The sequence below is a fragment of the Mycolicibacterium vulneris genome (genome assembly GCF_002104765.1).
GTDB classification, from domain to species: Bacteria; Actinomycetota; Actinomycetes; order Mycobacteriales; family Mycobacteriaceae; genus Mycobacterium; species Mycobacterium vulneris.
The window spans coordinates 59,154-79,882 of record NZ_NCXM01000029.1 but is presented as its reverse complement, the minus strand read 5'-3'; the positions used below and the strand labels follow the sequence as shown (position 1 = coordinate 79,882).

At 66.6% G+C, this 20,729-nt stretch carries 24 protein-coding genes and 1 tRNA gene; 8 read left to right on the top strand and 17 right to left on the bottom strand.

Annotated elements, in window-relative coordinates; genetic code table 11:
• Nucleotides 1-35 precede the first annotated feature (35 nt).
• Entirely contained in the window at nt 36-1,586 is a 1,551-nt protein-coding gene (locus B8W69_RS23560) for an aldehyde dehydrogenase family protein (protein WP_085292136.1), read from the top strand.
• Between the two features lie 13 nt (nt 1,587-1,599).
• Here B8W69_RS23560 and B8W69_RS23555 read toward each other — a convergent pair whose 3' ends face one another.
• From B8W69_RS23555 to B8W69_RS23535, 5 genes are all read right to left on the bottom strand, one after another.
• Complete coding sequence (locus tag B8W69_RS23555; protein WP_085292135.1) at nt 1,600-2,394, bottom strand: 3'(2'),5'-bisphosphate nucleotidase CysQ; 795 nt, start codon at nt 2,392-2,394, stop codon at nt 1,600-1,602.
• 66 nt (nt 2,395-2,460) lie between these two features.
• Nucleotides 2,461-3,276 (bottom strand): Rv2133c family protein, encoded by an 816-nt coding sequence (locus B8W69_RS23550; protein ID WP_085292134.1) that lies wholly within the window; start codon nt 3,274-3,276, stop codon nt 2,461-2,463.
• Entirely contained in the window at nt 3,260-3,847 is a 588-nt protein-coding gene (locus B8W69_RS23545) for an Rv2134c family protein (protein ID WP_085292133.1), read from the bottom strand. Before B8W69_RS23545 ends, B8W69_RS23550 begins: the two co-directional genes overlap by 17 nt.
• Before the next feature lie 62 nt (nt 3,848-3,909).
• On the bottom strand, nt 3,910-4,659 hold the full coding sequence (locus B8W69_RS23540) for a histidine phosphatase family protein (protein ID WP_085292132.1): 750 nt from the start codon (nt 4,657-4,659) through the stop codon (nt 3,910-3,912).
• A gap of 40 nt (nt 4,660-4,699) precedes the next feature.
• Nucleotides 4,700-5,002, bottom strand: a complete 303-nt coding sequence (locus B8W69_RS23535; protein WP_064877523.1) for a hypothetical protein — start codon at nt 5,000-5,002, stop codon at nt 4,700-4,702.
• 149 nt (nt 5,003-5,151) lie between these two features.
• Here B8W69_RS23535 and B8W69_RS23530 point away from each other — a divergent pair, with 149 nt between their 5' ends.
• From B8W69_RS23530 to B8W69_RS23520, 3 genes are read left to right on the top strand one after another with little or no spacing between them, the layout of a single operon-like run.
• Nucleotides 5,152-6,192: a YncE family protein gene (locus B8W69_RS23530; protein ID WP_085292131.1), complete on the top strand. Its 1,041-nt coding sequence runs from the start codon at nt 5,152-5,154 to the stop codon at nt 6,190-6,192.
• A complete protein-coding gene (locus B8W69_RS23525) occupies nt 6,189-6,458 on the top strand; it encodes a DUF5703 family protein (protein WP_085292130.1) in 270 nt (89 codons plus the stop codon). Before B8W69_RS23530 ends, B8W69_RS23525 begins: the two co-directional genes overlap by 4 nt.
• Before the next feature lie 32 nt (nt 6,459-6,490).
• On the top strand, nt 6,491-7,561 hold the full coding sequence (locus B8W69_RS23520; protein ID WP_085292129.1) for a quinone-dependent dihydroorotate dehydrogenase: 1,071 nt from the start codon (nt 6,491-6,493) through the stop codon (nt 7,559-7,561).
• Nucleotide 7,562: 1 nt separating this feature from the next.
• Here the strand turns inward: B8W69_RS23520 and B8W69_RS23515 are convergent, their stop codons facing one another.
• The 4 genes from B8W69_RS23515 to B8W69_RS23505 form a co-directional block, all read right to left on the bottom strand.
• The gene (locus B8W69_RS23515; RefSeq protein WP_085292149.1) at nt 7,563-8,924 is read right to left on the bottom strand and encodes an HNH endonuclease signature motif containing protein; all 1,362 of its coding nucleotides are present in this window, start codon (nt 8,922-8,924) and stop codon (nt 7,563-7,565) included.
• Nucleotides 8,921-9,058: a hypothetical protein gene (locus tag B8W69_RS30740; protein ID WP_165762676.1), complete on the bottom strand. Its 138-nt coding sequence runs from the start codon at nt 9,056-9,058 to the stop codon at nt 8,921-8,923. Before B8W69_RS30740 ends, B8W69_RS23515 begins: the two co-directional genes overlap by 4 nt.
• Before the next feature lie 124 nt (nt 9,059-9,182).
• Nucleotides 9,183-9,713 carry a YbhB/YbcL family Raf kinase inhibitor-like protein gene (locus B8W69_RS23510; protein ID WP_085292128.1) on the bottom strand — a complete coding sequence of 177 codons (531 nt, stop codon included), beginning with the start codon at nt 9,711-9,713 and terminating at the stop codon, nt 9,183-9,185.
• 31 nt (nt 9,714-9,744) lie between these two features.
• The gene (locus B8W69_RS23505) at nt 9,745-11,118 is read right to left on the bottom strand and encodes a M20/M25/M40 family metallo-hydrolase (RefSeq protein WP_439330637.1); all 1,374 of its coding nucleotides are present in this window, start codon (nt 11,116-11,118) and stop codon (nt 9,745-9,747) included.
• A gap of 113 nt (nt 11,119-11,231) precedes the next feature.
• On the opposite strand from B8W69_RS23505, the gene B8W69_RS23500 reads away from it, so the two are divergent.
• Nucleotides 11,232-11,317 (top strand) — tRNA-Leu (locus B8W69_RS23500).
• Here B8W69_RS23500 and B8W69_RS23495 read toward each other — a convergent pair.
• The 4 genes from B8W69_RS23495 to B8W69_RS23480 form a co-directional block, all read right to left on the bottom strand.
• Nucleotides 11,299-12,945: a recombinase family protein gene (locus tag B8W69_RS23495; RefSeq protein WP_073875681.1), complete on the bottom strand. Its 1,647-nt coding sequence runs from the start codon at nt 12,943-12,945 to the stop codon at nt 11,299-11,301. The genes B8W69_RS23500 and B8W69_RS23495 overlap by 19 nt on opposite strands.
• Before the next feature lie 186 nt (nt 12,946-13,131).
• Nucleotides 13,132-14,637: a replication initiator gene (locus tag B8W69_RS23490; protein WP_042911655.1), complete on the bottom strand. Its 1,506-nt coding sequence runs from the start codon at nt 14,635-14,637 to the stop codon at nt 13,132-13,134.
• The gene (locus B8W69_RS23485; protein ID WP_042911654.1) at nt 14,634-16,067 is read right to left on the bottom strand and encodes an FtsK/SpoIIIE domain-containing protein; all 1,434 of its coding nucleotides are present in this window, start codon (nt 16,065-16,067) and stop codon (nt 14,634-14,636) included. The genes B8W69_RS23490 and B8W69_RS23485 overlap by 4 nt, the downstream gene beginning before the upstream one ends.
• Before the next feature lie 85 nt (nt 16,068-16,152).
• A complete protein-coding gene (locus tag B8W69_RS23480) occupies nt 16,153-16,494 on the bottom strand; it encodes a hypothetical protein (RefSeq protein ID WP_042911652.1) in 342 nt (113 codons plus the stop codon).
• Nucleotides 16,495-16,746: 252 nt separating this feature from the next.
• On the opposite strand from B8W69_RS23480, the gene B8W69_RS23475 reads away from it, so the two are divergent.
• Nucleotides 16,747-17,547 (top strand): helix-turn-helix domain-containing protein, encoded by an 801-nt coding sequence (locus B8W69_RS23475; protein ID WP_042911651.1) that lies wholly within the window; start codon nt 16,747-16,749, stop codon nt 17,545-17,547.
• Between the two features lie 6 nt (nt 17,548-17,553).
• Entirely contained in the window at nt 17,554-18,021 is a 468-nt protein-coding gene (locus B8W69_RS23470) for an NUDIX hydrolase (protein WP_042911650.1), read from the top strand.
• A gap of 11 nt (nt 18,022-18,032) precedes the next feature.
• On the opposite strand, the gene B8W69_RS23465 is transcribed toward B8W69_RS23470, so the two are convergent.
• Nucleotides 18,033-18,569: an HD domain-containing protein gene (locus B8W69_RS23465; RefSeq protein ID WP_042911649.1), complete on the bottom strand. Its 537-nt coding sequence runs from the start codon at nt 18,567-18,569 to the stop codon at nt 18,033-18,035.
• Nucleotides 18,570-18,953: 384 nt separating this feature from the next.
• Here B8W69_RS23465 and B8W69_RS23460 point away from each other — a divergent pair, with 384 nt between their 5' ends.
• Nucleotides 18,954-19,223 carry a hypothetical protein gene (locus B8W69_RS23460; protein ID WP_208859410.1) on the top strand — a complete coding sequence of 90 codons (270 nt, stop codon included), beginning with the start codon at nt 18,954-18,956 and terminating at the stop codon, nt 19,221-19,223.
• Between the two features lie 109 nt (nt 19,224-19,332).
• On the opposite strand, the gene B8W69_RS23455 is transcribed toward B8W69_RS23460, so the two are convergent.
• From B8W69_RS23455 to B8W69_RS23445, 3 genes are all read right to left on the bottom strand, one after another.
• A complete protein-coding gene (locus B8W69_RS23455; protein ID WP_071509898.1) occupies nt 19,333-19,554 on the bottom strand; it encodes a hypothetical protein in 222 nt (73 codons plus the stop codon).
• Entirely contained in the window at nt 19,544-19,924 is a 381-nt protein-coding gene (locus B8W69_RS30075) for an ANTAR domain-containing protein (protein WP_071509897.1), read from the bottom strand. Before B8W69_RS30075 ends, B8W69_RS23455 begins: the two co-directional genes overlap by 11 nt.
• A gap of 336 nt (nt 19,925-20,260) precedes the next feature.
• A complete protein-coding gene (locus tag B8W69_RS23445; RefSeq protein WP_080691186.1) occupies nt 20,261-20,671 on the bottom strand; it encodes an XRE family transcriptional regulator in 411 nt (136 codons plus the stop codon).
• Nucleotides 20,672-20,729 lie beyond the last annotated feature (58 nt).

The following is a 20,729-nucleotide window of genomic DNA, read 5'->3' as shown; positions in this document are numbered from 1 at the left end:
AAATTCGCTCCACGTCGACGAGCGAGGTGGTTGCCATGTCGACTGGCACAACTGACCGACCAGACACCGCGGGCGCGGCCGCGCAGCAAGAAGTCGTGGTCAGATGCCCCGCAACGACACAAGTCGTCGGCAGCGTCCCCATCTCGACGGCCGCCGAAGTCGAGGCCGTGGCCGCCCGGCTGCGCAGGGCCCAGCCGTTATGGCAGCAAATGAGAATGGACGGCCGCGCGCGGTGGCTGGGCAAGTGGCGCGACTGGATGCTCGACCACCGCGACGACCTGCTGACGCCACTGCAACTCGAGACGGGAAAGTCCTGGGGCGACACCGGCGTGGAGATCGCCGCGTTGCAGATCATCAACTACTGGATCGACAACGCCGCCGAATTCCTCGCCGACCAGACGGTGCGCCCCTACGGCGCCGCGAACGCGGGCAAGAAGCTGACCCTGGTCTACCAGCCCTATCCCCTCGTCGGGGTGATCACACCGTGGAACGGGCCACTGTCGGTGCCGCTGCTCGACATTCCCGCGGCGTTGATGGCCGGCTGCGCCGTGCTGTCCAAGCCCTCGGAGTTCACCCCGCTGGCGTGGCGGGTGGCGGTCGAGGGCTGGAAGCAGATCGGCGCGCCGGACGTGCTGGACGCGGTGTTCGGTTACGGCGAAACCGGTGCGGCACTGGTTAATACGGTCGACTACGTGATGTTCACCGGTTCGGTGAACACCGGACGCCGCATCGCCGTCGCGGCCGCGGAGCGGCTGATCCCCTGCAGCCTGGAGCTTGGCGGCAAGGACGCGATGATCGTGTGCGCAGATGCCGACATCGACCGCGCCGTCGACGGCGCGGTATGGGGTGGCTTCGTTTACACCGGGCAGGTGTGCATCTCGGTGGAGCGACTCTATGTCGAGGAGCCGGTCTACGACGAGTTCGTAAACAAGTTGGTGGCCAAGACATCTGCGCTGCGCAACGGGATGGACTCCGCGCACGACTACTCCTGCGAGGTCGGGTCGATGACCACCGCGCAGCAACTCGCGATCGTGTCCCGCCACGTCGACGACGCCGTGAGTAAGGGTGCGAAAGTGCTCGTCGGTGGGAAGGCGGGTGACGACGGTGGCCTGTTCTATGAGCCGACGGTGCTGGTGGACGTGAACCACGAGATGGATTGCATGCGTGAGGAGACCTTCGGCCCGACGCTGCCGGTCATGAAGGTGCGCGACGTCGCCGAGGCCGTCGAGCGGGCCAATGACTCCAACCTGGGGCTGTCCGGCAGCGTGTGGACGCGCGATAAGGACAAGGCGATGTCCGTTGCGCGGCAGATGAATACGGGCAGCGTCAACATCAACAACGTCATCGCCAGCCTGCTGCAGTACGGGCTCCCGATGGCGGGCTGGAAGGAATCGGGAATCGGTTCCCGCTCCGGTGGCGCCGACGGCATTCGCAAATACTGCCGCCAGAAGGCGATCGTCGCCGACCGGGTCGCGATGAAAAAAGAGCTGCTCTGGTACCCCTACAGCCGCAAGAAGGGCAGCCTCGTCGAAAACATGGTCCGGGTGCTCTCGGCGAAAGACTGGCGGCGCCGGCTGGGGCGGTAATGGCCGTCCGGCGTTACCCGCCGCGGATGGCGCTCAGCAGGATCGGCGCCAGCTCGGCGCGGCACATCACGAAGTCGGGCAGATACGGGTCGAGTTGGTTGTAGCGCATCGGCGATCCGTCGAGCCGCGACGCATGCATCCCGGCGGCCATCACCACGCCGGCCGGGGCCGCCGAATCCCACTCCCACTGGCCGCCCGCGTGCACGTAGGCGTCGACGTGCCCGTCGATGATGGCCATCGCCTTCGCGCCTGCCGAGCCGATCGCGACGGGCTGGATGGGCAGCGTCTGCCGCATCCGGTGCAGCACCGCGGGAGGACGGGTCGCGCTGACGGCGATGCGGATGGTGTCGGTGACGCCGACGCGCGCGGCGTCGGCGGTCACGGTGTCGCTGCGGTAGACGATGTTGCCGCGGGCCGGCAACGACACCGCGGCGTCGGTGATTTCGCGCTGGCCGTTGCTGGAGTCGCCGGTGGGACGCTGCCACAGCGCGATGTGCACCGCCCAGTCGTCGCGGCCGGGCGTGGAGAATTCGCGGGTGCCGTCCAGCGGGTCGATGATCCACACGCGGTCGTGTTTGAGGCGGGACAGGTCGTCGTACGCCTCCTCGCTGAGCACCGCGTCGTCGGGCCGTTCCTCGTGCAGGCGTCGCAGGATCAGCGCGTTCGCCAGGCTGTCGCCAGCGTCGCCCAGCGCCCAGGGATACCCGAAGCCGACTTCGTCGCGGACCTTCAGCAGCAACTCCCCCGCATCGGCGGCGAGATCGGCGGCCAGGGCAGCATCGGTTATCTCGTCGGCGGCGGGGCTCACCGCATCAGTATCGCCGACGGCGTACCGCGGCCTTCACCGATGGCCGCGCCGCGCTTGCGATCACCGCTAGAAAGCCGGCCACGGGATGGGGCGATGCCGGTTGGGTCCGGGCATCACCGGGTTGTCCAGCAGCGTGCGCGCACGCCGACGTAGCGCGGCGACCTCCGCCCGGGTGATCTGCTCGGCCAGCTCGTCGCCGAACTGATCGTCGAGCGCGTCGACCAGGCCGGCGACGGCCTTGCACGTGTGATCGTCGATCGGCTTGCCGGCCCATCCCCACAGCACCGTGCGCAGCTTGTCCTCGACGTGCAGGCACACGCCGTGGTCGACCCCGAAGATGTGGCCGTCGAGGTCGCGCAGCACGTGGCCGCCCTTGCGGTCGGCGTTGTTGACCAGCACGTCGAACACCGCCATCCGCCACAGGCGAATGTCGTCGGCGTGCATCAGGACCACCTCGTCGCCGGCGTAGTCAAGGGCACGCAGCACCGGCAGGTAGCCCGGCTGCCTGGTGCCGGCGGGAAACAGGTCGACCAGATCCGGCCCCGGACGCGGCTCGCTATCGACCGCGTCGCCGGGTTGCTGCACCCACCGCTGCAGCATGCCCGGGCCTGCCGGCCCGTGCCGAATGATCGTGTAGGGCACGATGTTCCAGCCCAACTTCGCGGAGACCAGATACGCGGCCCGCTCGCGGCCGGCAAGCGTGCCGTCCGGGAAATCCCACAGCGGCGCCTCCCCGGCGACCGGCTTGTAGACGCAGTGCACGCTGGACTCGCCGAGCGTCGATTCGCAGAGGAAGGTGCCGTTGCTGGCCGAGCGGATCCGTCCGATGACCGTCAGCTCGCCGTCACGCAACACCTCACGGTCGTCAGACCTCGGGGTCATCTTCAGGCCCGAGCAGCGCACTGCGCCGATATCCGTTGGCGCGTGCGCAGATATGGCCCTCCGGGTCCAGCGGTTCGTCGCACAGCGGACACGGCGGACGTCCCGCGGAGATGACGCGATTGGAGCGGGTGGCGAATTGACGCGCCGACTCCGGCGTCAGGAACACCCGCACCGCGTCGGGACCCTCTTCGGTGTCGTCGAGCACCACCGACGCGTCGAACTCGGCGTCGGTGACCGCCAGCAGCTCGACCACCACCGTCTGTGCCTCCGAATCCCAACCCAGGCCCATCGTTCCGACGCGGAACTCGGCGTCCACGGGAGTGACCAACGGATCGAGGTCCTCGATCTCGGCGGGCTCCGGCGGGACGGGGGTGCCGAACCTCCGGTTCACCTCGAGCAGCAGCGCACCGATGCGTTCGGAGAGCACCGCCACCTGCTGCTTCTCCAAAATCACCGACACCACTCGGGCGTCGTGCACAGCCTGGATGTAGAACGTGCGATTTCCGGGCTGGCCGACGGTCCCGGCCACGAAGCGGTCGGGTGTGCGGAAGACATGAATTGCGCGGGCCATGGCACTTCCCAAAATACCGGCTGTTGCCACCGCCGTGCGATCCGATGGAGGTAGCCGCCGAATTAATCCGTGGAACCGCCGACCACCGCGTCGCTGGACGGCACCGCGGCGGCCGATTCCTGCGGCTCTCCGTTGGACTTGGGGTCGGTTTCCGGCTTCGCGTCTTCCTTCGCCGGGGGTCCGGCCCGCAGGGCGGCGGACAGCCGCGCGCCGGTGTGGTTGACGTGCAACACAAACGGGCGCAGCTCGGTGTAGCGGATCACACTCACCGACGCCGGATCGGCAGTGACCCGCTGGAACCCGTCCAGGTGGATGCCGTAGCCGTCGGCGATGACCGCCTTGATGACATCGCCGTGAGTGCAAGCGACCCACAGCACATCGCCGCCGTGCTCGGCGGCCAGCCGGCGGTCGTGCTCGCGCACGGCGAACACAGCCCGCGCCTGCACCTGGGCCAGGCCTTCGCCGCCGGGGAACACCGCCGCGCTGGGATGCGCCTGAACGACCTTCCACAGCGGCTCGCTGACCAAATCGCCGAGCTTGCGGCCGGTCCACTCGCCGTAGTCCACCTCGGCGAGCCGATCGTCGACGAGCGGCGTCAGGCACAGCGCGTCGGCCAACGGGTCGAGGGTGCGACGGCAGCGCAGCAGCGGCGAACTGACCAGCTCCCGAATCGGCAGATCACCGATCCGATCGATCAGGCCCTCCGCCTGTTCACGGCCCTTGTCATCGAGGTCGACGCCCTCCGAGCGACCGGCGAGTACGCCAGCCGTGTTCGAACTCGAGCGGCCGTGCCGTAATAGGATGACGGTCATATCGACCACGACGGTACCCGGTGAACGGGTCCGGGCAGGCCTAGCGCGAAACCGGCTCGGCGTGCGCCACGGAATCGCGCACAGCGGCGCTCAGGCTGCGCTCGTCGGTGAGGTCGATGTCGACCAGGCTGCGGACTGCCCTGGCGACCACCTCGTCGGCCTGCGGGACGGGCCCGGCCAGGCGCGGCCGGTAAACCTCGACGACAAGGGATCGGTTCTCGATGTGGAACGAAAAACTCCGCCCATCACCGACTTGTCCGTATCCGCTAGCGGAAATGCCTGTCGACATGTCCTCGACAGCGAACTCATTCTGCGCCAAATGACGGTCAGCGGTGACGGCCATGAGCCGACCATACCTCGCCGGTAAAGAGGGTTGCATGCAGCATGGCCCACTTGGCTGCGGAGGCGTTCCTTAGAATTTGTGTTCCACCAGCCCGGGATGCGCCGAACCACGAGGGAAGAGAATTGCTGTCACGGCATTTTCGTCACAAGATGGCAGCTCAAGGCCGTCTATTGGGACTCGCGGTTTTGCTGAGCGCGGTAGCCGGATGTTCATCGAATCCGCTCGACACGGCGCCCCGCACGATCGAACCGGCGCACGCCGCCGTGTCGCCGCCCGCCTCGCAGCAGCCGGCCGGGGCGGTGCGGCCGCTGGCCGGTCACGCCGCGGCGGCGGTCTTCGACGGCGGCACCCATCAGCTGGCGGTCCTGACGCCGGGCAACGACCCGGCCGCACCCGCCAGCGTCACCGTGTTCGGCGACCCGCAGACCTCGCCGCGGGTCGTCGAGCTGCCGGGACCGGCGACCGCTTTGGCCGACGACGGCCGCGGAACCGCCTACCTGGCCGCCCGCGGTGGGTACCTCGCGGTCGAGCTGTCCACTGGCCGAGTGACCCAGGTGGCCGTCCCCGACGCCGCCCAGACCGAATTCACCGCGGTCGCGCAGCGTGCCGACGGCAGGTTGGTGCTGGGCAGCGCCGACGGCGCCGTCTACACCCTCGCCTCCCAGCCGCCGGGCACCGTGACCAGTGCGACCGTCGCCAGCCGCAACAAGATCTTCGCCCGCGTTGATTGGCTTGCCACACAAGGCAATACGACGGTGGTGCTGGATCGCGGGCAGACGTCGGTGACGACGATCGACGCCGACGGCCACGCCCAGCAGGCGCTGCGCGCGGGCCGGGGCGCCACCACGATGGCCGCCGATCCGGCGGGCCGGGTGCTGGTCGCCGATACCCGCGGCGGCCAGCTACTGGTGTACGGCGTGGACCCGCTGATCCTGCGTCAGGCCTACCCGGTTCCGCAGGCGCCGTACGGCCTGGCCGGCTCCCGCGCGTTAGCCTGGGTTTCGCAGACCGTTTCCAATATCGTCATTGGTTACGATCTATCCACCGGAATTCCCGTCGAAAAGGTGCGTTACCCGACCGTGCAGCAACCGAACTCACTGGCCTTCGACGAAGCGTCAGACACCCTGTACGTGGTGTCGGGTTCCGGTGCGGGAGTTCAGGTCATCGAGCACGCGGCGGGTACGCGTTGACCGCCGCGCGGCGCGGCCGCCTACCCGCGGGCTGGGACACCGAGATGTCCGACGAATACGAATGGGCGCCGTTGCGCCTGCCACCGGAAGTGACCAGAATCAGCGCGTCCACCCGATTGTCGATAGAGGCCGAATACCGCGGCTGGGAGTTGACCAGGGTGCGGCTCTACACCGACGGCAGCAGACGAGTGCTGTTGCGCCGCAAGAAATCTCGTTCGAACACTGCCGGATCCGAGGGGCGACGGCCCGACCAGCCGGAACTGTGAAGCCCACCCAGCCACGCCAGGACGGACACCGGATGTACGGCCTGCTGCGCCAGCTGTTTTTCGTGATCCCGCCCGAACGGATCCACACGCTGGTGTTCGCCTTACTGCGTGGTGTCACCGCCGTCGGGTGGACGCGGCGGGCGCTGCACCGGCTGCTGGCCCCGACGGATCCGGCGCTGGCCAGCACGGTGTTCGGGGTGCGCTTCCCCGGGCCGCTGGGGCTGGCGGCCGGGTTCGACAAGGACGGCGTCGGCCTGCTCACCTGGGGCGCGCTGGGCTTCGGGCACGCCGAGGTTGGGACGGTCACCGCCAATCCGCAGCCCGGCAATCCCGCCCCGCGCATGTTCCGGCTGCCGGCGGACCGGGCGCTGCTGAACCGGATGGGCTTCAACAATCTCGGTGCGGGCGCGCTGGCGATGCGGCTCTCGCGGCAGCGGCCCGAGGTGCCGATCGGGGTCAACATCGGCAAGACGAAGGCGACGCCGGCCGAGAAGGCCGTCGACGATTACCGGGCGAGCGCGCGGCTGCTCGGCCCGCTGGCGTCCTACCTGGTGGTCAATGTCAGCTCGCCGAACACGCCCGGGCTGCGTGATCTGCAGGCGGTGGAGTCGCTGCGACCCATCCTGGCTGCCGTGCTCGCCGAGACGTCCACACCGGTGCTGGTGAAGATCGCGCCAGATCTTTCCGATTCCGACGTGGACGAGATCGCGGACCTGGCAGTCGAACTGGGGCTGGCCGGCATCGTCGCCACCAACACCACCGTGTCGCGGCAGGGGCTGCACACACCGGGGGTCGACGAGCTGGGGCCGGGTGGCATCTCCGGCCCGCCGGTGGCGCGCCGCGCCGTCGAGGTGCTGCGCAGGCTGTACGGCCGTGTCGGCGACCGCCTGGTGCTGATCAGCGTCGGGGGCATCGAGACCGCCGACGACGCGTGGGAGCGGATCACCGCGGGCGCATCGCTGCTGCAGGGCTATACGGGCTTCATCTACGGAGGAGGCTTGTGGGCCAAGCAGATTCACCAGGGCATCGCACAGCGGCTGCGCGACGGCGGCTTCGCTTCGCTCTGTGATGCCGTCGGCTCGGCGGCCCGCACACCGGAGTAGCTCAGGCCGCACCGTCTTCGTCCTCACACAACAGATCCTCCGGGTGATGGAAGGTGTTGGTTCGCGGTTGTCCGCGATCGAGATGCGGCGGCGGTATCCATTCGGTATCGCCGTTGGCGCGTTTTCGGGTGGTCCAACCCTTCTCGAGAAGCCGGTGGTGGGGTCCGCACGCCATGGCGAGTTGGTCGATGTCGGTGCGGTACGTGCTGGCCCAATCTTCGACGTGGTGGACCTCGCAGTAATAGCCCGACACGTCGCAGCCTGGATGCGAACACCCACGGTCCTTGGCATACAAGACAATTCGCTGACCGGGCGACGCGAGGCGCTTGGTGTGATACAGCGCCAACGCCTTGCCCTTGTCGAAGATCGCCAGGTAATGGTGGGCATGACGGGCCAGGCGGATGACGTCCGACATGGGCAGGATGGTGCCGCCGCCGGTCAAAGCCTTCCCAGCGGTAGCTTCGAGCTCTGCGAGCGTGGCGGTCACGATGATGCTGGCCGGTAATCCGTTGTGCTGACCCAGCTTTCCGCTGGACAGCATCGCTCGCAGCGCCGCGTTGAGACCGTCGTGGTTGCGCTGACCCGGGGTGCGGGTGTCGCGCTGCACCGCCTCTTCCGACGGGGCGCCGTCCACGACCGGCATGTCGTCGTCGGGGTTGCACATGCCGGGGGCGGCCAACTTGGCCAGCACCGCCTCCCAGCCGGCGCGCGCCTCGGGTGTCAGCCAACCACTCAGGCGTGACATGCCGTCGGCCTGCTGATTGCCGAGCACCAGCCCACGCACTCGCGCCCGGTCCGCATCGGTGTAGCTGCCGTCGGGGTTGAGGCAGTCCACCAGGCGGCGGGCCAGCTTGGCGAGCTGATCGGGGCGAAATTCGGCGGCCTTGGCCGCGAGCTGCTTTTCGGCGAGCACGCAGGTCTCGACGTCGACCGACTCGGGCAGCTGGTGGAACAGCCGCCGGATCACCGTCACGTGGTCGGCCCCGATGGTGCCGTCGCGCTGAGCCGCCGCCGTGGCGGGCAGCACCGGAGCCAACGGCTCACCGGAAAGCGCCCGGCGCGGGCCCAGGTCGGCCGCCTCGGCGATCCGCCGTCCGGCCTCCGCCCGGGTGATGTGCAGCCGGTCGGCCAACACCCAGGACAGCTTGCCGCCCAACTCGGTCGAATCCGCTTGCTCACCAATCTGATTGATGAGTTGATGACTCGGCGCCTGGAGTCGGCGCGTCTCGCACTCGAGTATCTCCAGCATCTGCAACCGCTCCGGATTGGTCAACGCACCATAAAAATGCTCACGGAAGCGAGAGACGACGGCGCGCAACGCGTCAACGTCGGCCTGGATATCCTCACGGTCGGTCAAGGTCATGTGCACCGCTCGTCCAGCACTCCGACCAGCTCGGCAGCCGTCAGTGCCTTATGCGAGTGCCCCTGGAAGTCGGAGACGACGGCGCGCAGCGCGCCAATATCGTCGTGAAGCTTCCAGAAGCTAATCGAACGCATGTTCGAATGCTACTGCCGCCCACCGACAAAATTCGCCGCGGTGAAAACACCGGGACGAAAGTGGCACAAGTGATTTCGGGCGGGACGCCCTCCCTCGGGCCGAAGCCCTCCCGAGCCCGAGGCCCTACTTCTGTTCGTAGGTGGCGTGGATGACCGCCCGCGCGATCGCGTGCTGGAAAAGGTTGAACCCGAGGAAGGCCGGGCTGGCGTCCTCAGGAAGATCCAGCTTCTCGGTGTCCACGGCGTGCACGGCGATGTAGTACCGGTGTGCACCGTGACCCGCCGGCGGCGCGGCCCCGATGTAGCGGCGCTGACCGGCGTCGTTCACCAGCGTCAGCGCATCCCCGGGCAGGTTGCTGCCATCGCCGGCGCCCGCGGGCAACTCGGTGACGTCGGCCGGCAGGTTGGCCACGGCCCAATGCCAGAACCCGGAGGCAGTCGGGGCGTCGGGGTCGTAGACGGTAACGGCGAAGCTGCGGGTCTCGTCCGGGAACCCCGACCAGCTCAGCTGGGGGCTGACGTCTTCGCCGCCCGCACCCATGATTCCGCTGACTTGCGGATTGGCCAACGGCTGGCCGTCCGCAACCGATTCAGAAGTCAGCGTGAATGACGGCAGCTTCGGCAACGATGCGTACGGGTCAGGAGCAGTGCTCATGGCGGTCCTCTCGTGTGATCGGCTTGGTGATCTAGCAGTGGGTCAGGAAGTGGGCCAGCACGTCGGTGCCGAACCGCAGCGCATCGATGGGTACCCGCTCATCGACACCGTGGAACAGCGCGGTGAAATCCAGATCCGGCGGCAACCGCAGCGGGCTGAACCCGAAACAGCGAATACCCAAGCGCGCGAACGACTTCGCGTCGGTACCACCAGAAAGCATATAGGGCACAGTACGGGCCCCCGGGTCGTGCGCCAGCACCGCCTCGTTCATGGCATCGACCAGGTCGCCGTCGAAGCTCGTCTCATACGACGAGAAGTCCTTGATCCACTCGCGCGTCACGTCCGGCCCCAGCAACTCGTCGATCTCGGCCTCGAACGCCTCCTTGCGCCCCGGCAGGATCCGGCAGTCCACCACCGCCTCGGCGGTGGCCGGCACGACGTTGGCCTTGTATCCGGCCTTGAGCATGGTGGGATTCGCGGTGTCGTGCAGCACCGCCTTGAGCATGCGGGCCATCGGGCCCAGCTTTTCGATCACCCCGCGCAGGTCGCCCGATTCGGTGTCGAAGGTCAACCCGGTCTCCTCGCTGACGGCGGCGAGGAACTGCGCGACCGTGTCGGTCAGCACGAGCGGAAACTGATGCCGGCCCAGGCGGCCGACGGCCTCGGCGACGGTGGTGACGGCGTTCTGGTCGTGCACCATCGATCCGTGTCCGGCCGGGCCCCGGGCGGTGAGCTTCATCCAGGACAGTCCCTTCTCGGCCGTCTCGATCAGGTAGAGCCGACGCTCTCCCCCGTCCTTACGCGGCACCGTCAGCGAGAAGCCGCCCACCTCACCGATCGCCTCGGTGACGCCGGTGAAGAGCTCCGGCCGGTGATCGACCAGCCACTGGGCTCCGAAGGTTCCGCCGTGTTCTTCGTCGGCGATGAATGCGAAGACCAGGTCGCGCGGCGGCACGATGCCCGCGCGCTTCAACTGGCGGGCCACCACGATCATCATGCCGACCATGTCCTTCATGTCGACCGCGCCGCGGCCCCAGACGAAGCCGTCTTTGATCGCGCCGGAGAACGGGTGCACGCTCCACTCGGTCGGCTCGGCCGGCACCACGTCGAGATGCCCGTGGATCAGCAGCGCACCACGCGACCTGTCGGCGCCCGCCAGGCGGACGAACACGTTCCCGCGGCCCGGCGCGCCGGACTCGACATACTGCGGCGCGTAGCCGACCTCGGCCAGCTGCTCGGCGATCCACTGCGCGCAGTCGGCCTCGCCCTTCGTCGTCTCCGGTTCGCCGGTGTTGGTGGTGTCGAACCGGATCAACTTGCTGACAACCTCGACCACGTCGTCGCTCGGGTTGGTTGGCACCTCGGTCGCCCCGCTCTGAATGGTCACAACCACCTTTCCTACCATTGCCGAGGCTGGACGGCTCGATGCCGATCCTCGCGACATCCCGAGGGAGCTGGATTGGGTTCGCGGCGCGCGATCCGATAGCCTTAGCTGCCAACCCATGCTGGTTTGGCCTTGTCCGAGTGGCGGAATGGCAGACGCGCTAGCTTGAGGTGCTAGTGCCCTACTAATGGGCGTGGGGGTTCAAGTCCCCCCTCGGACACATCCGGCGACACGACTTAAGTCGGCCGTCGCCTTGACTTGTCGCAGATGCGGATCGTAATCAAGGCGGAGCCCCAGGCTCGCGTACACCTCGGCGCGTTCCGCCCCGGTCGCCGCACCGAGCACGGCTGACAGCCCACCCAGTTCCTCGACCAATTCGCTGATCTGTGCCGCAGACATGACGCGGGGCCGCTCCGCTTGCTCAAGACGGGCCTTCAGCTCGTCGCGCTCGGCGGTGCGGCGACGCAATGCGGCGGTTAGGTCCTCCACGGCCACGCCGGACTCCACGGCGCTAACCAAAGCAGCAACCTTGGCATTCGCCTCGCGAAGCTGGCGCTGCAGGGCGGCGTAGCCAGTGCCGGCTGCCGGGTCCACATCCTGCCCGCGTGCGAGGTCTTCCGGATCGGCCAGGCTGGCGATCCATTCGTCAAGTCGCGCAGTCACCTCGTCTTCACGGAGATAGACGGTGCGCGGATGATCACTCAGGTCCACAGGTACAGAGCGCGACTTGCCCAGCTCACAACGGTAGAGAATGCGGGTCGTTCGTTTCCCGACGCGAGCGGCCCCCTGCATCCGCCGTCCACACGCGGCGCAGAACAACAGGCCGCGCAGCGCATACGGCACTGTCGATTCTCTGCTGCAAACGAGACCGGGACCACGCCGTGCCTGCGTCCGAAGGCGAACAGCCTGCACCAGTTCATCGGGAATCAGCGCTTCATGTGTGCGGCGATCTGGTGCGATCCAGTCGGCCTCATCACGCCACCGCATGCGAGTCTCATACCCCGCCGCGACATCGTCGGGGTTGACCAGGACCTCGTATTTCTCCTGCTTGCCCCAAACACGGATACCGCGGTACGCCGGGTTGTCGAGTATGGCGCGGATCGCCGAATGGGACCACCCTCGCGGGTCACGGTGACGATTCCGCACCGGGTCGTACTGGCTCGGTGACGGCACGCCATCGTCGGTGAGCTGTTGCGCGATGTAGCGCAGGCCCGCTCCGTCGGCGTACATGCGGTAGATCCGCTCGACAACCGAAGATGTCGCGGGGTCAGGTTCGAGGCGGTGAAGCCGCTGCCCAAGATTGGCCTTAGCAGGGTTTGGGTGCGGGCCGGCATCGACGAGCCGGTAACCGTAGGGTGGTCGACCACCGAGATATCTGGCCGTGTCCTGCGCAAGTGCCGACATCGCGGTACGGACGCGCATCTGGATTCGAGCGCGCTCTCCCTTGCTCATGCCACCGAACAGAGTCATCACCAGGTCGTGTGCCTCGGAGCCGGGATCAACCGCTCCGCCGACCTCGGGTACCCACAGGCCGACGCCGTAGTGCGTGAGGACAGGGAAGGTGAGCGCGAACTGCGGCCCGTAGAACGCACGGGCGGGTTCCCCGATCACTACAGCATCAAAGCTACGGTCCCGACAAGCGACATCAGCAAGGAGACGTGACGCCTCTGGCCTGCGCTTCCACGGCAGCGAACGGCTCTGTCCCACATCGAAGTAGTCAGCGGCGAGGACTCCGCCGTGCGGAGTGATCAAGTCCATGGCCCGCCGCTTCTGCCAGCTGCGGCTCGCCTCCGGATCTTGAGCGTCCTCCGTGCTCACTCGGCCATAGAAGGCGAACCTCAGACTCACCCCACTACCCTTCCTGATCCGAGCATCCGGTCCCGCACCGCCATTATCACGTGTACCAGCGCGCTGTTGGCCTCGCGCGACAGTCGATAGTGGTCGGGCAGGACAATTTCAACATCCCCCACTGACATCGTCGGCGCAGCGATTCGAGCGTCACCCTCGCACCGGGCATTTGCTGTTGGGGATCCGTCAGCCATCGCATCCCCCTGGCAAATCCCATCGCTGGTTGCGGGCTTTGCCACGGACTTCCATCAGTCCGATGCGACGGGCGTCTATGCATCGGAGAGCCGCGGAGTTCACGAGGGTGCGATCACCGAGGCTGGTGAGGCCGGCACGGTCGAACTCCCACACCACCAGATCATCGCTATCGGTGGGGTCGAAACCTAAATCATGTTGGTATGCAGTGCTTTTCAGACGTTGTTCACGTGTCCAGGTGGCGCGGCGTTCCCGCAGCGCGGTCATCGTGGTGGAGTAGCGGCGGGATTTGCTGGTGATGTGCCCGCGGTAGCCCAGGGTGTGCAGCCACCGGCCGACACCGGCCAGTCCCCTATCGGCGAGTTGGCTGATGGTGGTCAGGATCGCCCGGACGTGATCGGACACATCCAAGTTGGCGATGGCCTCGGTGGAGATTCGTCGCGCGCTAATCCCTACGTCGGCTAAGGATTTGGTGACGTATTTCGCGAGGTAGCGAGCTACGCGGCGGCCTGGCAACATCCGGCCGTGTGGTGAATCGTCCTGCACAGCAGGACTTTCCGTGCCAGCGTGCCGGTTGTCGATGGGTTGAGTGTCGACTTGTGTGCCGAACCTGATCACCCGTGTCGCGGTATCTGAGGATGGGTCGGTGACCGTCACGGCTACGGTTCGAGCGGCCTGTTGGACGATGGTGGCCAGTTCGGTGGCTGTGAGGGGCGCTTGCCAGTAATGACCGCCGCAGTTATCGCCGTCGGGCGGGTCGAGGCGGATCAGGGCATGAATATGCGGGATGAGCCGGGCTTGCAATTCGACGACTTTGATGAAGCTGACCCGCACCGCATCCGGGTCGGCGCCCGTGGCGCGTAGCTCTCGGCGGAGTGTGCGGCGCAGGGTGATGGTGAAGCGTCGCCACAGTTCTGGCATGTGCCATGTGAACAGCACATGCCCGATGTAGTCGTAGCAGTCCGCGCAGATCGGCTGTCCCACATGGATGTCAGCTTCTCCGTGAGCTGTGCTGCACCACAGCGGTTTTCCATGCGGGCAGCGGCGGTAGCGGCCAGTCCCGTGGTGGTCGCGGCACACCCGGAGGCGCTTGTCGCCTGCACGTGAGGTGGTGTGGACCGGCCCGTAGCTGGGCGCGGTCAGGGTAACGAACACCTGCGGACGATCCGCCACTGCTTCGGGGATGTCGTGGTGGCCGCCGGCGGTGCCAGCGTGCACCAGTTGCCACGTGTCGCGAGCGTAGAGGTCCGAGCACGACGGGCAGATCTGGGCGCGGCGGTTATTGCACCGTGTCCACACGACCCGATCGCGGCCGAACTCGTCTGTACCCGTGAGTTGAATGGGGTGGGCGCAGAAGCCAACGGATTCCGCGCGCCGCCACCAGGATTCGAATCCCATTGAGGACGCGCGGCGCACCATCTGCTCCACCACCGCGTTGGCGTCGATTGTGGCGGCTATCCCGGGCAACGCCAGCGCGAGGGCCGTCGTTGCAGTAGTCACCGCTGACCCCGATCGGTGTTCGTGCGCTCGCTATTGGCCTGGTTGGTGCGGGTCGCGGCACGGGGTGCCCGGAACCGTGCTGCCAGAGTGGTGATGTCGTGGTCAGTGACGTGAAATGCCCGTACCCGCACCGGGTGGGCGGTGCCATCAATCATCATGTACCCGACACCCGGCGTTGCATCAGAGATACGGTCGCACTCCGCACCGGCATCCCTTGCTCCCTGGCCGAGAACCATGGCGGTTTGGGTGGCTTCGGTCAGTCGCAGCCCGATCCGCACGGTGAACAGTTGGCGCACGGGCAGTGTCTCTTTTGCCGGGTCTTGCACCGCGGCCACCACACTGATTCCCACTGCCCGGCCCTGGGAGAGCAGCAGGCCCAGGAGTTGTTCGATTTCGGCGCGGATTTTGCGATCGGAGACGTAGGCGGTAAGCGCGGCGATCTCATCGATGACCACGACGAATAAAGGTTCCGATGGGGTGGGTGTATGCAGGCGAGTCTTGCCACGTAGCCGGTGCGCCCGCGCGTGCATTACGTCAACCAGTTGGCGCAACAGGCGCACGGTGGTGTCAGTGGCATCGTGCGTGAATACCGTGAACATTGGTGCCCCGGCGCCCAGTTCCATGCCGCCTTTGGGGTCGATCACGCACAGCCGCACCAGCCCGTTTTTCACCTCGGGGGCGATGCCGGCGATCAGTGACCACAACACGCTGCTTTTGCCGGCCCCAGTGGCTCCAGCAATCAGCATGTGGTGGCCCAGCAGGGGCAGGTGCCACCAGTGGCGGGTTTCGGTGATCCCAACCCGCACCGCCCCCACATCCACCCGTGTGGCCGGGTTGGGTATGGGCAATGCGATCGGGTCCGCCAAGACATCCCCGCGCATGACGGTGATCTTTAGTTCCCCGGGCGCGGTCGAGGTGATCGTCAGCCGATCGGCGCGCCAGGCGGCGGCCAGCGCGTCGGCTTGTCTGTGCCAGTCAGCCAGGGATTGGCCGGTCACCACGCGCAGCTGCAGTACGTCGGTACTCTTGCCGATTTGTACCGACCGTAGTGCTGGCACGAGGGCGCGTTCACCCAGGCGGGCGGTGAGTCCGTGCAGGCTGCACACCGATTCCCAGCTGCGGCTGTAGCGCCACCAGCTCAGCCAGCGGTGTCGCACCGGTTCGGTCACCCAGGCTTGAAATGACCCTGGGTCTAGCCAGGCCCACCCCGCATAGGCAGCACCGCACGCGATGGCAGTGATCAAGCCCGCGCGTGGGCCGTGGCTGATGGCGACTGCCAGGCTGAGGATGATGGGGATGCTGAGGGCGGGGAACAGAATCGACCACCACAGCAGGTACCCCGTGGCTTTGGCCAGGGATAGGACGAGGTCTTCGAACCAATCATCATGATCCGACCCAGTGTTGTTGGTGTGCTTCTTGTTTGATGCCATGACCGATGCTCTCCGTAGGTGTTTCGCCGATAGCAGGCCCATCTTGGGGCGCGACCGTATGGGCGCCGCGCCCCAAAATCGTGGTTTATTTCTGCGGGCGGGCCTGTTCGTTGGGCGCACCTGCGGGTGTGGTGGAGGTGATGGCATCAGCGCGGAAGGCCACGCCGCTGCGATCACCTTGAGCCCACGGAATGGCCACCAGACCCGACACCGATACTGCCTGTGTCACCGACACTTTCGGATCTCCTGCCACCGTCACGTTGAGCACTTCGCCGCCGGTGTCGTCCAACGCCAGCAGCTGCGCTGCGTACAACGGCACCCCGGTCGCGGTGTCGACTTTCGGGCTGCCGGTCTCGAAGTTCAACCGCGGCTCGGCAGCCCTGGTGACGATGAATCGCGTCCCCGATGTATCAATTCTCAATCGCATTGTCCTGCTATTCCTTTCGTGATCTGAATGCGCCCGATGAGGCGCTCGAATCAGTTCACGCGGACACCGCGGACGTTGCGAGGGACGTTTGCAGGCGTTGCCGACACGGCCCCAGACATTTCGGGCACGACAGGGACATAGCTGCCGACACCAGGCAGACATCACCGCAGCAGGGAGGCGCCAGCCCCATGGCAAACTAGGAACCACGCTAGTGATGGACAGGATCAACACCGAAAGACATGTGCTGAGACGATGGACGATCAGGACGGTTGCATCGACACCGCAGTGATCCCCAACGATCGCCTCACGCAACGGCTGCACGCCAAGGGGATGTCCCATGGGCGGTTCGCCACTGCGGTGGGCGTAGACGTCAAAACCGTGCGCCGGTGGCTAGCCAACACCAACTACAACGTCCGCCCCGATAATGCACGCCGCGCCGCCGACGTGCTCGGCTGCAGCCCGCACGACCTGTGGCCCAACCAGTTCCAACCCTTTACCGGACGCGCGCTGGCGACAAACTCGGGCGGGCCGTTCACCGCGACGCTATATCCCAGCCGCACGCAGTTACCGATCACCGCGTGGCAGCAGCATTTCGCCGGCGCAACCATCTGTATCGACATACTCGTCTTGGCTGCCACGTTCCTGTTCGACACGCTCGACGGATTTCTCGACACCCTGCTCGACGCCGCCGCCCGTGGCGTTCAGGTGCGATTTCTCATCGGCGACCCCGACACCGCCACCACGATCCTGCGCGGTGAGGAAGAAGGCATCGGTGAAGCCGTCATCGCACGGTGCCGCACCTCCGCCGAACTGCTCACTCCACACGCCAACTCACCGGGGCTGCACATCCGCACCCACGACACCACCCTATACACATCAACCTTCCGGGTCGACGACACTATGATCATCAACTTCCACATCTATGGCTCACCAGGACGCAACAATCCCGTCCTCGTGCTGTCCCGCCACCAAGAACCCCGACTCTGGGCCACCTTCGAACAAGCATTTGCCCGCGTTTGGGACAACGCCACCCCACTGCCAACGAAAGGCTGATCCTCAATGCGCACCGACTACTACAACGACCCCGAAGCTCCCCAGCCCAACAGCGTGGTCCCGTCCGCCTCGGCCATCGTCACCGACGAACAAGGCCGCATTCTGTTGATCAAACGCCGCGACAACACCCTGTGGGCGCTCCCCGGCGGTGGACACAACATCGGCGAAACGATCGCAGGCACCGCCGTGCGCGAAGTGAAAGAAGAAACCGGTCTCGACGTCGAAGTCACCGCCCTGGTCGGCGTCTACACCAACCCACACCACGTCGTGGCGTTCACCGACGGCGAAGTCCGCCAACAATTCTCCCTGTGCTTCACCACCACCCTGCTCGGCGGTGATCTGGCCATAGACCACGAAAGCACCGATATCGCCTGGGTCCACCCTGACGACATCCCCACCCTGGATATGCACCCCTCGATGCGACTGCGCATCGATCACTACTCACAGCACCGCGACAGTCCCTATCTCGGCTGACCCACGGGCGGTTAGAGCCAGTCCCGCATTCGCCGGACAGCGGCTAACAGCTCCTCGCGGCCCGCATCGACCGCGCGATGCACCGGATCCTCAGGCCCATAGCGAGCCAACACGTCGCTCAATCGATCATCGGCTGAAACGGGTGCCCCGTCCGACCCGGTCGTCAAATCACAAAACGTCAACGCATCCAGGACGTCGCTGGGCGGATCACTGAACTCTGACAACCCCTCTAGACCGCGCTCGGATGCCTCCACACGCGCTCCGGTATGAAACGCCACCAACGACGCAACCAGCTCCCCAAAGCCGGCCGATCGAACAAACTCCGCTCCATCGAGCGGATGAAAACCCGTCCGGCGCACCGACGGCGCATAGCCGATATCGTGCAGCCACGCCGCCGCCACCAAACAATCGGCAGTCTCTGCATCGAAATGGCGACCAAACTGCTGCGCTGCCGTCACCACGCCGCGCACATGCGCCAACCGCCCAGACTGCCCTGCCAACCGCGACTCAGCCTCGCGCCGTCCACGCTGCGCCAGAACCCCGCTCACACCCGCAAGCCTACGAGTCCCTCCGCCACGGCGCAGCTCACAGCCGACGCCGCGACACCGAGCGCAACGTCTGGCGAGCACGCCATGCGACGATTACCTGCGGGCTTCGCTCCGCTCCCTGGGCTCCCGTCCGCTGGCGCTCCCGTCCGCGCCGGTCGCTACGCTTCGCCCTCCGTCCGCCGCCACACCAGCCCGTCTACGACCAGTCAGAGCCCACACCTCAAGGGACCTCACGACCCCGGGGTCCCACGACAACCCAGAGCTCTCCTCGCTCCTCGCCGCCACAGCGAGCTCCCGTGGGCAGCAGGCGCGCAAACGCTCATACACCGGCCCCCGACCAGCGGTGTGAGAACTTTCTCTACTGGTATCAAGCGCCGCGACGCCGTGCGCGCCCGAATTGAGAAGGCGCTGCGCGAGCTGCGTAAGCACAACGCCACGATCACCGTCAGCAGCGTGGCCCGCCGCGCCGGGGTAACACGCAAGAGCATCTACCGCCGCGAGGACCTGCTGGCTCTCATCTACGCCCACCGCCCGGTCGTGGCCGTTCCCACGACCCACCACCGCCGGGGACCGAAACCAGCATCGTGGCTGCGCTGCGGCCCGGCTGACTGCCAAGGACACCCAGATCGCCGAGCTCAGGGCCGCACTGCGTGAACGCGACCAGACTATCGCTGCCCTGCACGGTGAACTCGATAGATTACACCGCGACGGGCGCGGCTAAAGCTAAACCCCAGCACGCCTGCGGCGCAAGCGAATCCCGCGCTCAACGGTGGCCTGTGCCATGTTCGGTCAAGAACATGTCGTAGGCGTGGGCAATGTGTTCGGGGGTGGCTTCGGGATGCTCACAGGCCACCACGGCCACCGCGTCCATCGTGCGGGGACCAAGACCAGATCGACCGGGGGGAGCGATACCCTTGGTGAGCGCGGCGTTCAACAAGCCCTGGAACCGTTGGCCCAGCTCAGTCAGCAGCGGCTCAGCGCACATCACCGACGATCCGGTGGCGACGTGTCGAGGTGGATGGCTGCCCAGAGCGGGTTGGTCGGAGGTCACACGGCGCTGCGTCGCGTTCTGCAGGGTGATAGCGCTCGTTGCCGTCGAGCAGTGCGCCCCACGTCGCCCGGGCGATGTGCACCGCGCGCTTTTCGCAGTCAGCCGTGGATTGGCCTTGGGCCAGGGCGACCAGCGCATCAGCCAAGCTGGTTAGGGGGATCGCGTGGCGTCTGGATGTTCGCGCTAACTCGATGAAGGCCTGGTTGAGGTGGTATCGGCGCAGCGTGATCAGTACGCCCTCGGCGGTGTCGAGGATCCGGTCGGCACTGCGGCGCGGATCTGGCGTGCTGTGATCGGTGCTCACGTTCCTCCAATCTGTGTTTCGCGGGTCAGGCGACGAAGCCCTGCTGGGTGTCGCACGTAACGCTTGCGGGTAGCAGCCCGTACAGCCACACCGGCTGCCGGTGCGCTTTGGCTGCTGCAATCGCATGTACTAGCCATCGAATCGTGGTGCCTCTCAGGGTGTTCGGCAGGCCGGGGCTGTGTTGCCCTGCGGAGTGGCTTGGACGCTGTGACGCTCGTCGCAGGCCGGCCGACGTGCAAGCCCGCCGATGCCTGCGCCGCGCCCGATGATTCGGAGTGTGATCACCTGGCGCGGCTGAGCAACGCCGGCACCGGGCCGGCAGGTGATCGCGACGAGTCATTGCTGCGGTTGGGGCACCACCTCAATAGTCAGTTCAAGTGCGGGCAGCAGATTGATCAGCTCGTCGAGGCTGAAAGTGTCGACATACCCGTTGAACAGAGCGGTCACTCGGGGCCCGGTGAGCCCCAAGATGAGGGCGGCTTGTGCTGCACTCAAGCGTTTTTCGCTGATGCGGCTGGTGATCGCGCTGATCACTGCGCACCGGGCGGCGTCAACACCCCCGCTGGCCGGGTCAGCCCCGCGGCCCCCATCGACACCACGATTGACGCGATGGGGTTGTGTGCCCGGCGTCTCGCTCAGGTCGTCGGGTGAGTCCACCGCCGCCCCCGAGCCCGAGGTGTTGCCCGCAGCGCCGGCGTCGGCACGCAAGGTGTGGGCTGGCGGGTCACCCACAAGATCCGTGGTCATCGGGTGCTGCGCTTGCCCGAGCGTGTCAGCGCGCCTGCGGGCAGGCGGTGCCCGATGG

Coding starts and splice junctions, on each gene's coding strand:
- B8W69_RS23560 (WP_085292136.1), top strand. CDS start 36: ATGTCGACTGGCACAACTGACCGACCAGACACCGCGGGCGCGGCCGCG.
- B8W69_RS23550 (WP_085292134.1), bottom strand. CDS start 3,276: ATGACCCCGAGGTCTGACGACCGTGAGGTGTTGCGTGACGGCGAGCTG.
- B8W69_RS23545 (WP_085292133.1), bottom strand. CDS start 3,847: ATGGCCCGCGCAATTCATGTCTTCCGCACACCCGACCGCTTCGTGGCC.
- B8W69_RS23540 (WP_085292132.1), bottom strand. CDS start 4,659: ATGACCGTCATCCTATTACGGCACGGCCGCTCGAGTTCGAACACGGCT.
- B8W69_RS23535 (WP_064877523.1), bottom strand. CDS start 5,002: ATGGCCGTCACCGCTGACCGTCATTTGGCGCAGAATGAGTTCGCTGTC.
- B8W69_RS23530 (WP_085292131.1), top strand. CDS start 5,152: ATGGCAGCTCAAGGCCGTCTATTGGGACTCGCGGTTTTGCTGAGCGCG.
- B8W69_RS23520 (WP_085292129.1), top strand. CDS start 6,491: ATGTACGGCCTGCTGCGCCAGCTGTTTTTCGTGATCCCGCCCGAACGG.
- B8W69_RS23515 (WP_085292149.1), bottom strand. CDS start 8,924: ATGACCTTGACCGACCGTGAGGATATCCAGGCCGACGTTGACGCGTTG.
- B8W69_RS30740 (WP_165762676.1), bottom strand. CDS start 9,058: ATGCGTTCGATTAGCTTCTGGAAGCTTCACGACGATATTGGCGCGCTG.
- B8W69_RS23510 (WP_085292128.1), bottom strand. CDS start 9,713: ATGAGCACTGCTCCTGACCCGTACGCATCGTTGCCGAAGCTGCCGTCA.
- B8W69_RS23505 (WP_439330637.1), bottom strand. CDS start 11,118: ATGGTAGGAAAGGTGGTTGTGACCATTCAGAGCGGGGCGACCGAGGTG.
- B8W69_RS23485 (WP_042911654.1), bottom strand. CDS start 16,067: ATGGCATCAAACAAGAAGCACACCAACAACACTGGGTCGGATCATGAT.
- B8W69_RS23480 (WP_042911652.1), bottom strand. CDS start 16,494: ATGCGATTGAGAATTGATACATCGGGGACGCGATTCATCGTCACCAGG.
- B8W69_RS23475 (WP_042911651.1), top strand. CDS start 16,747: ATGGACGATCAGGACGGTTGCATCGACACCGCAGTGATCCCCAACGAT.
- B8W69_RS23470 (WP_042911650.1), top strand. CDS start 17,554: ATGCGCACCGACTACTACAACGACCCCGAAGCTCCCCAGCCCAACAGC.
- B8W69_RS23455 (WP_071509898.1), bottom strand. CDS start 19,554: ATGTGCGCTGAGCCGCTGCTGACTGAGCTGGGCCAACGGTTCCAGGGC.
- B8W69_RS23445 (WP_080691186.1), bottom strand. CDS start 20,671: ATGACCACGGATCTTGTGGGTGACCCGCCAGCCCACACCTTGCGTGCC.